This is a genomic window from Kocuria sp. KKT182, assembly GCF_055635395.1.
The window spans coordinates 837,513-850,122 of sequence record NZ_CM145757.1 but is presented as its reverse complement, the minus strand read 5'-3'; the positions used below and the strand labels follow the sequence as shown (position 1 = coordinate 850,122).

At 68.6% G+C, this 12,610-nt stretch carries 11 protein-coding genes and 1 pseudogene; 4 read left to right on the top strand and 8 right to left on the bottom strand.

What is annotated here, in order from left to right:
• Positions 1-106 precede the first annotated feature (106 nt).
• Positions 107-661, top strand: coding sequence for a nucleoside/nucleotide kinase family protein (locus ACZ2G1_RS03855; protein WP_101851577.1), 555 nt, complete (start codon positions 107-109; stop codon positions 659-661).
• Between the two features lie 37 nt (positions 662-698).
• On the opposite strand, the gene ACZ2G1_RS03850 is transcribed toward ACZ2G1_RS03855, so the two are convergent.
• A protein-coding gene (locus ACZ2G1_RS03850; RefSeq protein ID WP_470376661.1) for an IS5 family transposase occupies positions 699-1,504 on the bottom strand; the annotation gives its coding sequence in 2 pieces (ribosomal slippage) (positions 699-1,165 and positions 1,165-1,504; 807 coding nt in all).
• A 652-nt stretch (positions 1,505-2,156) separates the two neighbouring features.
• Here ACZ2G1_RS03850 and ACZ2G1_RS03845 point away from each other — a divergent pair.
• A complete protein-coding gene (locus tag ACZ2G1_RS03845) occupies positions 2,157-3,275 on the top strand; it encodes a heparan-alpha-glucosaminide N-acetyltransferase domain-containing protein (protein WP_470377495.1) in 1,119 nt (372 codons plus the stop codon).
• 131 nt (positions 3,276-3,406) lie between these two features.
• Here ACZ2G1_RS03845 and ACZ2G1_RS03840 read toward each other — a convergent pair whose 3' ends face one another.
• On the bottom strand, positions 3,407-3,766 hold the full coding sequence (locus ACZ2G1_RS03840) for a hypothetical protein (RefSeq protein WP_101851579.1): 360 nt from the start codon (positions 3,764-3,766) through the stop codon (positions 3,407-3,409).
• Positions 3,767-4,230: 464 nt separating this feature from the next.
• Here ACZ2G1_RS03840 and ACZ2G1_RS03835 point away from each other — a divergent pair, with 464 nt between their 5' ends.
• Positions 4,231-5,382 carry a DUF1624 domain-containing protein gene (locus ACZ2G1_RS03835; RefSeq protein WP_257879652.1) on the top strand — a complete coding sequence of 384 codons (1,152 nt, stop codon included), beginning with the start codon at positions 4,231-4,233 and terminating at the stop codon, positions 5,380-5,382.
• 106 nt (positions 5,383-5,488) lie between these two features.
• Here the strand turns inward: ACZ2G1_RS03835 and ACZ2G1_RS03830 are convergent, their stop codons facing one another.
• From ACZ2G1_RS03830 to ACZ2G1_RS03815, 4 genes are all read right to left on the bottom strand, one after another.
• Entirely contained in the window at positions 5,489-6,631 is a 1,143-nt protein-coding gene (locus ACZ2G1_RS03830; RefSeq protein ID WP_257879653.1) for a sensor histidine kinase, read from the bottom strand.
• A complete protein-coding gene (locus ACZ2G1_RS03825; RefSeq protein WP_101851582.1) occupies positions 6,628-7,344 on the bottom strand; it encodes a response regulator transcription factor in 717 nt (238 codons plus the stop codon). Before ACZ2G1_RS03825 ends, ACZ2G1_RS03830 begins: the two co-directional genes overlap by 4 nt.
• A 401-nt stretch (positions 7,345-7,745) precedes the next feature.
• A complete protein-coding gene (locus tag ACZ2G1_RS03820; RefSeq protein WP_101851583.1) occupies positions 7,746-7,961 on the bottom strand; it encodes a hypothetical protein in 216 nt (71 codons plus the stop codon).
• Positions 7,962-8,012: 51 nt separating this feature from the next.
• Positions 8,013-8,807, bottom strand: coding sequence for a cytochrome c oxidase assembly protein (locus ACZ2G1_RS03815; protein WP_284563947.1), 795 nt, complete (start codon positions 8,805-8,807; stop codon positions 8,013-8,015).
• Between the two features lie 72 nt (positions 8,808-8,879).
• Between ACZ2G1_RS03815 and ACZ2G1_RS03810 the strand changes: the two are divergent.
• Positions 8,880-9,718, top strand: a pseudogene (locus ACZ2G1_RS03810) (IS5 family transposase).
• A 13-nt stretch (positions 9,719-9,731) separates the two neighbouring features.
• Here ACZ2G1_RS03810 and ACZ2G1_RS03805 read toward each other — a convergent pair.
• On the bottom strand, positions 9,732-11,084 hold the full coding sequence (locus ACZ2G1_RS03805) for a M23 family metallopeptidase (protein ID WP_336650700.1): 1,353 nt from the start codon (positions 11,082-11,084) through the stop codon (positions 9,732-9,734).
• A gap of 574 nt (positions 11,085-11,658) precedes the next feature.
• On the bottom strand, positions 11,659-12,609 hold the full coding sequence (locus ACZ2G1_RS03800) for a M56 family metallopeptidase (RefSeq protein WP_019311283.1): 951 nt from the start codon (positions 12,607-12,609) through the stop codon (positions 11,659-11,661).
• Position 12,610: the final 1 nt, after the last annotated feature.

The window sequence follows — 12,610 nt, the reverse complement described above, 5'->3', positions numbered from 1 at the left end:
CAGCATCAGGAACATCCCGATGAAGGGGCGCCGCAGGCGCCCTGCCGCTGGGGCGCCTCGAGCGCGGCGGCCCGGGAGCCTGCCAGCGCGCCGGGCCCGGACCGTCGTGCTGCTGGGCATCGACGGGGCCGGGAAGACGACGACAGCCTCGGCGCTGGTGGCGGCGGAGCAGGGGGCGGGGCGGGAGGCGATCGTGCTGCGCAACCGGTCCGGTCGCCGCTGGCTGGCACGCACCTCGGCGCGCGTTGGGGTGGAGGTGCCGGTGCGGTGGGCGGACCGGTTCGAGACCGTGGTGCGCACCGCCAACGTCCTGGTCTCCCAGGTCCGTGCCGCGGGTCGGGACGGTCTGGTGGTGATGGATCGACACCTGGTGTGCCAGCTGGTGCTGCGGCGGGTCCGGGGTCTGCCGTCGGGCCGGGTCCTGCCGTGGTTGGCGGTGATGGTGCTGGACGGCGTCGTCGTGGTGGTTCTCGACGTCCCGACCGAGACCGCCCATGCACGGATTCTCGATCGCGGGCAGGACGACGAGTCGCTGGAGTATCTGCGCGCGGCCCGGACGGCCTATCTGGAGTTCGCCGGTGCTCGGGGCTGGGCCGTCGTGGACGCCATCGGTGCGCCCGAGGCGGTTCTCGCCCGGCTTACCAGACTCACCGGCCTGTGATGACCCTGCAACCCCAGACTGGTCTTTAGAACTTGTTTCATAATGCGGTGAGGCGTCTGTGGCAGATCAGCGCGCAGGCCAGTTGCAGCAGTCCGAGATGGAGGTCGGCCCGGCGTTCCCACCGAGTCCGGAGTCGCTTGTAGGAGTGCAGCCAGGCGAAGCCGCGCTCCACCACCCAGCGATGCCGGCCCAGCCCGGAACCATGGGCGACGCCTCGACGGGCGATGCGCGGAGTGATCCCGCGGGCGCGCAGCAGCCGCCGGTACTTGTCGTGGTCATAGCCACGGTCCGCGAACAGTTCCCGGGGCTTGCGGCGGGGCCGACCACGCAACCCGCGGATCGGCGGAATCGAGTCGACCAGGGGCAACAGCTGGGTGACGTCGTTGCGGTTGCCGCCGGTGAGGGTGACCTGTAGCGGGATGCCGTTCGCCTCAACGATCAGGTGGTGCTTGGAACCGGGCCGGCCGCGATCGACGGGGCTGGGCCCGATGTGGTCCCCCCTTTGAGGGCCCGCACGTGCGAGCCGTCCACAGCGCACCGGTCTAGGTCCAGTGCCCCGGCCGCGCGCAGCTCAGCCAACAGCACTTCGTGTACCGCCGGCCACACTCCGGCCTCGGTCCAGTCCCTCATGCGCCGCCAGCAGGTCACTCCGGAGACGCCGAGCAGGTCCCGGGGCAGCTGGTTCCAGCCGAGCCCGGTCTTGAGCACGAACACGATCCCGGCCAGAGCTGTCCGGTCATCGGCGGGCTTGCGCCCTGGGTGCTGGTGGCGCCGGGGTGGGCGTGGTGGCAGCAACGGCTCGACTCGCTCCCACAGCGAGTCCGGTACGAGATCCCCCATCATGCCCACCAGGGTCACCGAGGACCCCGTCAGCACTCAAGGGCTACGTCGAACTCATTATGAAATGACCTCTTAGGGGAAGAGGGCGCCACGGTAGGGACTGCCCCGGGTTCCCCGACTCCTTTTACTTGTGAGGATCCGTTCTTACGGTCAGGACGACCCCGTGCCCAGGCCCTGTCCTGAGGAGTTCCGCCGCGATGTGGTGGCGGTGGCCCGCACGCACGAGGGCCCGTGAAGCTCGCTACCGCACCATCCGTCCTGAGGAGTTCGGGCAAGGTCTCGGAAGGGCCGTCCATGTCTGGTCCCCGCCGCACGACTCGCTCTCGTCAGCCGAACCAGCCTTCACAGGCAGATCTTAGAAAACGAATACTTCAGCTATACCCGCCCTTGCTCAAGTAAATCCTGTACCGGGCGTTGGGGCCCGGTCCGGCGGGCAGGGGGCCCGCCAGTGCAGCACAGGGGGTAGCTCGTCATGACGGATTTCCAAGGACGCCCGGCGCGCAGCGCCCCGTGGACACAGAACAGTCCACGATGGTCCACTTCCCGCACTGGGGCAGAACCTGCTGCGGCGAGCGGTGCAAGCACCGCGGACACCGGGGCACGCAAGCAGCGCCTGATCGGGATCGACGCCGCCCGCGGGCTGGCGCTGATCGGAATGATCTCCATCCACATCATGCCGTCCTGGGACCCGGTTTCCTTCGAGCCCACCGCGCAGTGGACGGTCTTCGCCGGCCGCTCCGCGGCGCTGTTCGCCCTGCTGACCGGGGTGGGTCTGGCCTTCAGCACCGGCGGGCAGAGCCCGCACACTGGGCGGGCGATGACGGCGGACCGGGTGGGGGTGGTGGTGCGCGCATTGTTGATCGCGGGTCTGGGGTTGGTGATCAACGAAGTCATCCCAGGAGACAGCCTTGCCGAGGTCCCGGCGGTAAACATCCTGGTCTACTACGGGGTCATCTTCCTGCTGGCGGTCCCGTTCCTGTCTCTGTCCGCGCGGGCGTTGTTCACTTGGGCGGGGTTCTTCGCTCTGGCCGGTCCGGTGCTCATGTACCTGTTGCGCGACGTCCTGCCGGCCGTCGAGCGGTACAACCCAGCACTGACTGACCTGGTCGGCAATCCCGGGGCCACTACCGCCCAGCTGGTGTTGACCGGGACCTTCCCCGCCCTGCCGTACCTGGCCTATCTGCTGGCCGGGGTGGCGATCGGGCGGCTGGATCTGGCCGACGTCGGGATCCAGACGACGTTGCTGTCGCTGGGAGTGATCCTGGCGGTGACGGCGTGGTTCGCCTACTGGGTGCTGATTCTCCAGGCCGGGGGCTACGACCAGCTCCTGGCCCACACCCCGGCTCTGGACGAAGAGCTGATCGATGACATCATCAACTTCGGTCCCGATCCTGCTCTGCCCACGACCACCTGGTGGTGGCTGGCCATCGCCGGTCCCTACACCAACACCCCGCTGGCCCTGCTGCTGGGTCTGGGCTCGGCGATAGCGGTGCTGGGTCTGTTCCTGCTGCTGGCCCGCGGGGCGGGAAACTGGTTGCTGCCGCTGTCGGCGATGGGCTCGATGACGCTGACCGTGTACTCCGCCCATCTGCTGGGCCTGTCCGCGCAGCTGCACTACGACCAGCCCATGTGGTTCCTGATCCACATGGGGGTGGCCCTGGTCTTTGCCCTGATCTGGCACAAGGTGTTCGGGCAAGGCCCCCTCGAGCGGGTCGTCGCCGGGATCGTGCGCATCGTCCGCCGGCTCGTGCTGGGCAGACATCGACAGGCCTGAGACCGGTTCCGCACCCAGACCTTGGTCGTGTGCTCAGGTGGCTGGTGCGGAGACAGTCACCGGGTCGACCGACACTGACGGTGCGAGACCGGGGATCTCCTCGACTGGGCGGCTGCGGTCCGGGGCAAGAATCAATGAACCGTTCCCACGACAGCGATTGGGACGGGCAGGACGATATGCTCAGGTGGCGTCTCGTCAGTGGTGACGTTCAGATCCATCAGCGTGGATCCTTCCAGCAACGGCAGCACCGTCCGCGCCAGCAGCACCAGGGCCGTGCTGTAGGCGGCGGCGCAGCTCTCGGCCTCCAGCAGTATCCGCACGGACACCCCGGGGGCGCCCGTGCATCGGGCCACACCGTGACAGGAGGCGATGGAGGCCCTCACCGCCGCGATCACGGGCTCGTCCATCCGGTAGGTGGTCCTCACGGAGGCCTCGACCGCCCACCGGTAAGCTCCGCCACTGGTGGTCCGGCCCATGGTGGTCTCGCTCATTGGTCCCCCAACCCCGAACGGCCCTGTCAGGAACGGGCTGCTCCACGGGTGCAACAGGCGCCGCGTGGTCCCATCCGGGGAACCGGAAGGCGCACGGCGCAAACCCTTGCCATCCTGAGAATGCTTTCGCGGCGACTGTGACGCGCCAGAGCGATGCTGTGCGGGCCCCGGGCGTCGCCAGACGGGCCCGTGGCCGGGTGAGGGCTCGCCCGGGGTAAGAGCCCGTCGAAGTCTTCACGGAATCTTGAGGATTCCGCGAGGTCAGCGCCAAACGTGGCGGACATGCTGAAGATAGATCAGCTCCGGGTGCCCCGGGGCCGTGGACGCGGTCCTGCGGGCCGCACGCTTCGCTGGCCCTGGAAGGGCTGGCTCGATCAGGGGGAGTCATGAGCGCGATGTCGCGAGCGGAGAGAACCGATCCAGCGGGACTGGACGATGCACTGATACGGCCCACACGCCGGCTGGTGGGGATCGACGCGGCCCGGGGGTTGGCGCTGATCGGGTTGATGGCCATTCACCTGCTGCCGGCCTGGAACGAGGAGACCGGGGAAGCCAGCTGGTCCTGGCGTTTGTTCTCCGGGGACTCCGCGGCACTGTTCGCCCTGTTGGCCGGGGTCGGTCTGGCGCTGACCTCCGGTGGGCGCCACCCGCACGAGGGTGCGACGATGACCGCTGACCGGATCGGGCTGCTGGTACGGGCAGTGCTCATCGCCGCAGTCGGTCTGTGGATCGGGACGCTGATGCCCGAAGACGCCCCGGCGGACAACATCCTGATCTACTACGGGGTGTTCTTCCTGCTGGCGATCCCGTTCCTGCACGCCGGCCCGAAGGCGCTGTTCGTCTGTGCGGCGGTCTTCGGGATCGTGTCCCCGCTGCTGATGCAGGGCCTGCTCGATCAGCTGCCCGCCTGGAGCAACAACAACCCCACCCTCAGCACCGTCCTCACGGAGCCGGGGGCCACGGCCTCCCAGCTGCTGCTGACCGGGACCTACCCGGCCCTGCCGTACATGACTTATCTGCTGGTCGGAATGGGACTGGGCCGGTTGAACCTGCGCAAGCAGGAGGTCCAGATCCGGCTGCTGGTCATCGGTGTCGGAATGGCGATCTTTGCTCAGGCCACCTCCTACTTCCTGCTCTACGCCTTCGGCGGCTACCAGCGGCTGCTGGACGCCTCTGCGATGGGCGAGCACGAGCTGGAGGAAGTGCTGGTGTGGGGACCGGACTCGCTGCCGACCTCCACGGTGTGGTGGCTGGCGATCGCCACCCCGCACACCAACACCCCGCTGGCGATCGCGGCGAGCCTGGGCGTGGGCCTGACCGTGCTCGGGGCCCTGTTGCTGATCGCCCGCAAGGCCGAGGCCTGGCTGCTGCCGCTGGCAGCGATGGGCGCAATGACCCTGACCCTCTACACCGCCCACCTGGTGGGCCTGTCCTTCGAGATCCACTACGACCAGCCGTACCTGTGGTTCCTGATCCACGTGGCGCTGGCGGCCTTGTTCGCGGTCGCCTGGTACCGCGCCCTGGGCCAGGGCCCGCTGGAACGGTTCGTCAGCCTCAGCGTGAAAGGCACCCGCCGGCTCGTGCTCGGCGGGACCACCGGGACCTCGCGCAGGTAGGTGCCTCTGCACCCCTGCGGGCCGTGCCCGCCACCAGGCCTCGAAGCTTTGGTGGCGGGCACGGCCCGCAGTCGTTCTCGAACCTCAGCTCCGCGTGCGCTGGGGCTCAGTCGGTGGGCCGGTGGCGAGGCAGGTGGATGCGGAAGCTGGCCCCGCGCCCGGGGCCGGCACTGGCGGCCTCCAGGGTCCCGCCCTGGGCCTCGACCAGGGCCTTGCTGATCGCCAGCCCCAGCCCCGAGCCGCCGCGGTGGGCTTCCCGGCCGGTATTCGCACGGTAGAAGCGTTCGAAGACGTGCGGGAGGGCCTCCTCGCTGATGCCTTCCCCGGAATCGGTCACCGTGTAGGTGACCGCCTCCGGGGCGTGATCGGTGTGCAGGGTGATGGTGCCCCCCGGTGGGGTGTGCCGCAGGGCGTTCTCCAGCAGGTTGCTCAGCACCTGGCCCATCCGCTCCGGGTCCAGCGGCACTGGCGTGACCTCCATGCCGGTGCTCAGCGAGGTGATCGACACGCCCTTACCCAGGGCGTCGGGCTCGATGGCCGCGACCGCCTGGGCCGCCAGGTGCTGCGGGTCCTGGGGCGTGAGCTGCAGCCGCGTCATACCCTCTTCGGCGGTGGTGAGCTGGCGGATGTCGCGGGCCAGTCGCTCCAGGCGGGTGATCTGGGCGTGGAGGATGCCGGTGGTGTGCTCGTCGAGTTCGACCACCCCGTCCTCGATGCCCTCCAGGTGGCCTTTGAGGCTGGCCAGCGGGGTGCGCATCTCATGCGCCAGATCGGCCAGCATCTGTCGGCGGGTGGTGTCCACGGCGGCGAGCTTGGCCGCCATCTCATTGAAAGAGGAGGCCAGGGCGTCGAACTCCGGGCCCAGCTTGGTGGAGGTGACGCGCACATCGTAGTTGCCCGCGGCCACCTCACCGGCGGCGGTGCTGAAGGAGGCCAGGGACCGCCCGATCGTGCGATAGAGGTAGAAGGTGAGCATCCCGGCGATGTAGAGCGCCGGCAACCCGCCGATGGCCAGGGCCGTGAGACTCACCGAGCGGAAGGCGTCCTCCAGGTGCACCAGTCCGAGGGCCTCATCGGCGTGACCGGACTCGACGAGCTCGTGGTAGAACATGCGCGGCCCGACCAGCACTGCAGTGATCACCACGATGATCAGCCCGATGGCCAGCACCGCGGTCTGGGCCAGCATCAACCGCACCGTCAACGGGCTCCAGGACCAGCGCCGGGTGCGGTCGGAGACGGTGGGGCTCATCGCCCCGTGCCCATCCGGTAGCCGACCCCGCGGATGGTGTGGATGAACCGGGGGCTCGTGACCTCGTCGCCGAGCTTCTTGCGGATCCGCCCGATGTGCACGTCCACCAGGTGCGCGTCCCCGGTCCAGTGCGTGTCCCACACCATCTCCACCAGCTGCCGGCGCGAGAGCACCAGCTGCGGGTGGGCGGCCAGGGCGGCCAGCAGGTCGAACTCGATCCGGGTCAGCGCCACCGGTGCCCCGCCCAGGTGCACCTGGCGGGCGGCCTCGTCCACCACCAGGTCCCCGATCACCAACCCCTGCCCGGCCGGCTCCGAGGGCACCGGCACGGGGCGGGTGCGGGCCCGGCGCAGCATGGCCTGGACCCGCGCCACGAGTTCGCGCGGGCTGAACGGCTTGGTCACGTAGTCGTCGGCTCCCACCGACAGGCCCACGATCTTGTCGACCTCGTCGTCGCGGGCGGTGAGCATCAGCACGTGACAGTCCGAGAAGGTCCGCACCTGACGGCACACCTCGATCCCGTCGATCCCCGGCAGCCCGAGGTCGAGCACGAGCACGTCCGGGGCGAAGTCCCGCACCGCGACCACCGCCTCCGTGCCGTCGTGGCGCACCGCGACCTCCAGGCCGGCCTTGCGCAGATATTCCGCGACCAGCTCCGCCAGGTCGACCTCGTCGTCGACCACCAGAACACGCCCGGTGAGCGGATCCGTCATATGTCCTCCCTGTCCTGATCGCTGTGCTGTGAGTGCTGTGAACCTCGGTGTCCCGGGTGGCCGTGCCGCCCGGGCGGGACCGGCGGTGCGGGTGGGCCAGTCGTGGACGGGTTCACCGGTGAGCTGGTGGTCGGTGTGGTTGACGATCTCCCGCACCATGAACCGTCACGGCTTCTCCGCCGTCTTCACAACCCGAGGATGCAACGGGCGGTCTGTATCAGCGGATCCGGGAGCTGCCGCAACCGACGATCTGAGGCCGTCCTGGCTTACGGGTCCGTGATGCGTAGGTCGCCCCGTCGACGGGCATGTCACGGGGTGGGCCACAGCCCCGTCGCGGGGGACGCGTTTCCCATCACCTGAGGCGATCAGCCGCCAGCCCCCGCTCACATGATGACCCGGGGTCAGCGCGTGGGCTCGTTGTCGGCGACGGAGGGCGGACGGAAGGAGAGGGCGTCGCCCTCGCGTTGCTTGAGGTCCTCGTACCAGCGTGCTGCGTCGTCCTGGGAAGCGGATTCAACGGCGCGCTCGGTGCGGTCGCCACGGAAAATCGAACGCATGATCAGCCAGAAGATGACGCCGATGCAGATGGACGGCAGCACAGCCGCGAAGTACTCCATGGACGTATTCTCCCCTAGGGATCTGGACGGACGCTGGCGCCGGGTGTGTACTCAGCGCGATGCATGGGTGTCTGTCAGGGGTATTCCACGGGGGCGGGTGGCGGTGTACCACTGGGCGCAGAAAACAACGATCAAGGTGACGTCCACGGCATCCCCACCGTAATACATGATCTGCGCCCCGATCCGCGCGTCGGCGAAGTCAACGCCGGCGGGCGGGTGACCGTAAAGCCACTTGGCCAAGATCGAATGGGCTGTGAGAAACCCAATGAGCGCTGCGGTCCGCAGGGCGAAGGAGCTCCGGTGCGGGTTCGGGTCAATCCCCACCATCGCGGCGGTGAAAAGATAGCCGGCCAGGAAGACGTGGGCGTGGACGAGCGCATACAGCCACACCGAGGTGTGCATCAAGCCGTACAGGTCGGTGGTGTAAAGCGCCCACAGGCCCCCGACGTTGAGCACCACCGCGACCATCGGATGGGTCAGCCCACGCACGAGAACGGTGCGCAGGACCCGGGAGAGCGCGCGGGCATGAACCACAGGCAACGCCCGCAGAGCAAGGGTGACCGGGGCACTGAGCACCAGACACAGTGGCGCGACCATGCCCAATAGCAGGTGCCCGACCATGTGGGCGGAAAAGCTCGTGCGGGCGGCTTCAGCAATTGGACCCACCAGCCCGGCCCCGGCGCAGAAGAGTCCGGTGTACCACAGCACGGTGCGGTGGATCGGCCACCGCCCCCGGTGCCGGGATGCCCACCATCCCGCGGCGTAGACCACCGCGCCCAGGCCTAGCACCAGGGCTGCGAGATATCCGAACAAAGCCCAACCGAACATGCCGTGGTCGTGACTCATCGCGGTTATCGTACATCTGTTCTCAAGACCTGGCCGATCGTTGATCGCCCTCGTCCGGCTGGGTGACCATTCCTGTATGGCCACGATGAAGCCGCAGTGGATGATCGACTGTGGGAGCTGATCGCCCCGCTCATCCCGCCCCTGCCGCCGCCGCGAGGTCCCGGTAGGCGGCCGCGGATCGATGACCGGGCCGCTGTGCAGGGCATCTTGTTCGTGCTGCATACCTCGGTGTCGGTGGCGGCCCTGCCACCGACTCTGGGGCGCGGGTCCGGACACACCGCCTGGTTGCGTCTGCGCGAGTGACAGGCGGCCGGGGTCTGAGAGAAGCCCCACCGGGCCGTGCTCGAGGAGCTCTCCGAGAAGCAGATCCTCGACTGGGCAGGGGCCAGCATCGGCTCGGTGTCGGTACGGGCCCAAAAAAGGGGAGCGAGCTGACCGGCCCGAACTCCACCGACCACGCGAACCCGGGCTCCAAGTACTACCTGCTCACCGACCGCAACGGCCTGCCCCTGCACGTTCTCGCCCCGGCCGCCAACACCCACGACAGCCGGCTCTTCGACCCCCGATGGGGACCAACCCCGGTGTGCGCGGTCAGCTCCGACACCTTGTGCGGCCACGGCGCCGCCCGGTGAAGCTGCACGCGGACAAGGGTTTTCGCCTACCCAAGGTGCCGGCGGTACCTGCACCGGCGGGGGCATCAAGGTGCGTGATACCCGCCGTGGGGTCGAAGCCAAGACCCACCTAAGTCGGCACCGGCGGGTGGTCGAGCGCACCAACTCGGGGGTCTTGCGTTTCAAACGCCTCGGACTCCGCTATGACCGCACCGTAGCCACCCTGGTCTGACCCCCTTGCTCCTGCTCGCCCTCACGCTCATCAACGTCCACCGACTGCGCCAGGAGACCAAGATATGAGACCAGGTGTAACTCAGCGGGCCGGCACTGCACCGTTGACCGGCGAGGTTCCGGCAGTCTGAGTTCCCCGGGTAGGGGCCGTGATCTCTACAGGATCGCTCGGCTCACCAGTCTCGGGGGTTGGTTTGGTGGTCGCCATGCGTGCCGGGCGTATGGGCTCCCCTTCCTTGTCATTGAGGATGCCGTCCCCGTCGATGTCCGGGTCCCCTTCATTGAGCAGACCGTCCCCATCCATGTCCGGATCAACCTCATCGATGAACTTATCGCCGTCGAGGTTGTCGTCAGCCTCGTTGTCGATGCCGTCCCCGTCGAGGTCGGTGTCTTCAATGTCGAGGGTGCCGTCGCGATCGGTGTCCCGTTCGGTGTCCGGAACCCGGGGCGCCACCCCGGGCAGGAGCTCCTTCTCTTTCCCAGTGTCCGCGGACGGTGGCGGTGCGGGTTTGGGCGGTGCGGGTTTGGACGGTGCGGGTTTGGGCCCGGGCGGGGTCGCAGCAGGTGCTGGTTTGGCGGGCTCTACCGGCTTGGTCTGGGGGGCCGTGGGCTTTTGCGCTGCTGGCGGTGCAGGAGTCGGTGTGGGGCTGGGTTTTGCAGGAGAGGAAGGCTCGGCCGTGGGCTGTGGCTCCTTCGTGACCTTCTTGGTCGCAGCGGCCTTTTGCTCCGCAGCCTTCTTTTGGGAGGCCTTCTTCTGCCCTGCAGCGTCCTCACCCGAGGCGGCCTTTTTCTTGGCGGCGGTCTCGTCCTCCGGGAGAGCCGGCACGGGCACCTCCAAGGAGTACTTGCTGCGGGAGGCGGGAATGACGCGGAGACCGTCGACCCAGTCGAAGGACTGGGGGTCCACGGCCTGCCCGTCGACCCAGGTCTCGAGGTGCAGATTTGGTCCCGTGACCCGGGTTCCGGTGGCACCGACGGAACCGAGCTGCTCGGACGCGGTCAGCCGGTCACCGGTGGCCACCCTGACGTCCTGGAGGTGGTTGTAGGTGGTTCTCAGTCCGTCCGCGTGGGTGACCTCCACACGGTTGCCGCCCCAGACGTCCCAGAACACGGCCGTCACCTCGCCCTCGGCGGCCGCCACGACCGGCAGCCCTGCGGCGGCGGAAACGTCGGTGCCGTTGTGGAACTCGCGGTCGCCGCGATCGGGGGCGATCCGCCACCCGAAGGTTCCCCCGGTCAGGACGGCCCCGGGAGTGGTGGGGGCGATGAGGGTGTTGACGGGAAGCTCGCCCGAGTACAGCCTCGGTGCGTGCCGCCCCGGGCGCACCGTCGAGGCCGCGTTCCGGGCGGCGTCGCCCGGCCCGGTGCCTTGGCGCCAGGACCCGTTGCCTGCGGCGCCGTCACGGACGGGCGAGGTGGAACGGTTCTGCCGCAACGGTGCCGCCGGAGGGTGCTGCCGCTCCTGACCTGACGCGAAGAGGCTCCACCCGCTGTCCGACCGCTCCGAGGAGGCCGAGGAGCCCGCCGACACCCCGAAGGCAGCCCCTCGTTCTTCGCCGGCCCCCGGAGTGACGCCCGAGCTGACGGCCACGCTCAGCGCCACGAGGGCCGAGAACGCGGCGAGGGCGCTCACCGGCGAGGAGGCGCGGTGACGGAGGTCGGGCTTGGCAGGGCGGCGAGAGGAGTCACGGGGCATGATGGTGTTTCCCCCAGGACGTCGCGGGCAACGACGGAAAGATCGAGCAACGGACCGCAGGCATCAAACATTGGTGTGCGCGTAGGAGCACGGACAATCCTCCTGAGGATACGTCTTCGCTCCCGTTAATGCGGTGTCGTGCGGGCACGCAACGCTGTATGACGCGCAGAGCTGCCGCCCTCCGATTCGAGGTTCCTGAATCGGTGGCAAAGTGGCGCTGATGTACCTCATGTGACGCGGTAGATCTCGGTGTCAGGGCGCCGAGTCATGGGTCAGGTGTTGCCGTGGCAGCCAGGGTGGTTCGCGCCTGTGGTCAGTCGAGCAGATTGGTGAGGCCGGGGGCGAGCAGCAAGATGGTGGGCACGATGATGAGCGCAGCGGCTGCGCCGATGACTGTTGCCTTTTGTCCCGCCGGCACGGGCGTGGCCTCCAGTCGCAGGATGCGATGACGGGCGTCCTCGGCAGGGGCCGCGCCTGTCCAGGTGCCTTGGAAGCGGTGCGAGGGAGCAGCGGATCCACCGGTGCTGACAAGGGCGACGGCTCGGGCGAGGGTACGGTCGTCGACGCTCCGGCGGGCGCGGTCGTCGGCGAGCATCTCGACGAGGAGCCCGACTTCGCGGTGAGCGCGGTCGGCGATGGGGAACCAGGGCAGGGAAGCCTTCCAGGCGCGGAATAGCATCAGCACGATGTCATGGCGTTGGGTGGCATGTGCCTTCTCGTGCTCGATCACCGCGTCCAGCTCGTTTTCATCGAGCAGTGACAGCAATCCGGCAGAGAGGACGGTCATCGTGGTGAACGCCCCCGGGAGGCAGTAGGCGACAGGGGCGGGGTTGTCGAGGAGCCGGGTGCCGGGGGCATCGGGCAACGGTGTGCTCAGGAGCAGGACCAGCTGGGCATGGCGCCGGCGATCGCGTTCGGCGCGCACAATCGTGACCATCAGGTTCAGCAGCAGATGCCCGCCGAGCAGAACTGCTCCGGACAGCGCGAGGATGTGCATCGGGCCTGCGGGCACCCATGGCTGATCTCCCAAGAAGCTAGCGGCGAAGCTGATGCCGCCCGTGACCAAGTCCGGCCCAAAAGGGGCCAGGCCGAAGGTGAGCAAGGCCCCGAGCATCGACAGCCCGCCGGCCAGGGCGACGGCCTGCCAGAGCACCAGTGCGGTGGCGGGGGCGCGGGTCGGCCACTTGGCGTGCGAGAAAAGGATCGGGACGGGCCAGGCCAGGGCGAGAGCAAATGCCGCGAGGCCGATCGAGGCGCTGATCACA

Coding starts and splice junctions, on each gene's coding strand:
- ACZ2G1_RS03845 (WP_470377495.1), top strand. CDS start 2,157: ATGATCTCCATCCACATCATGCCGTCCTGGGACCCGGTTTCCTTCGAG.
- ACZ2G1_RS03840 (WP_101851579.1), bottom strand. CDS start 3,766: ATGAGCGAGACCACCATGGGCCGGACCACCAGTGGCGGAGCTTACCGG.
- ACZ2G1_RS03830 (WP_257879653.1), bottom strand. CDS start 6,631: ATGAGCCCCACCGTCTCCGACCGCACCCGGCGCTGGTCCTGGAGCCCG.
- ACZ2G1_RS03825 (WP_101851582.1), bottom strand. CDS start 7,344: ATGACGGATCCGCTCACCGGGCGTGTTCTGGTGGTCGACGACGAGGTC.
- ACZ2G1_RS03820 (WP_101851583.1), bottom strand. CDS start 7,961: ATGGAGTACTTCGCGGCTGTGCTGCCGTCCATCTGCATCGGCGTCATC.
- ACZ2G1_RS03815 (WP_284563947.1), bottom strand. CDS start 8,807: ATGAGTCACGACCACGGCATGTTCGGTTGGGCTTTGTTCGGATATCTC.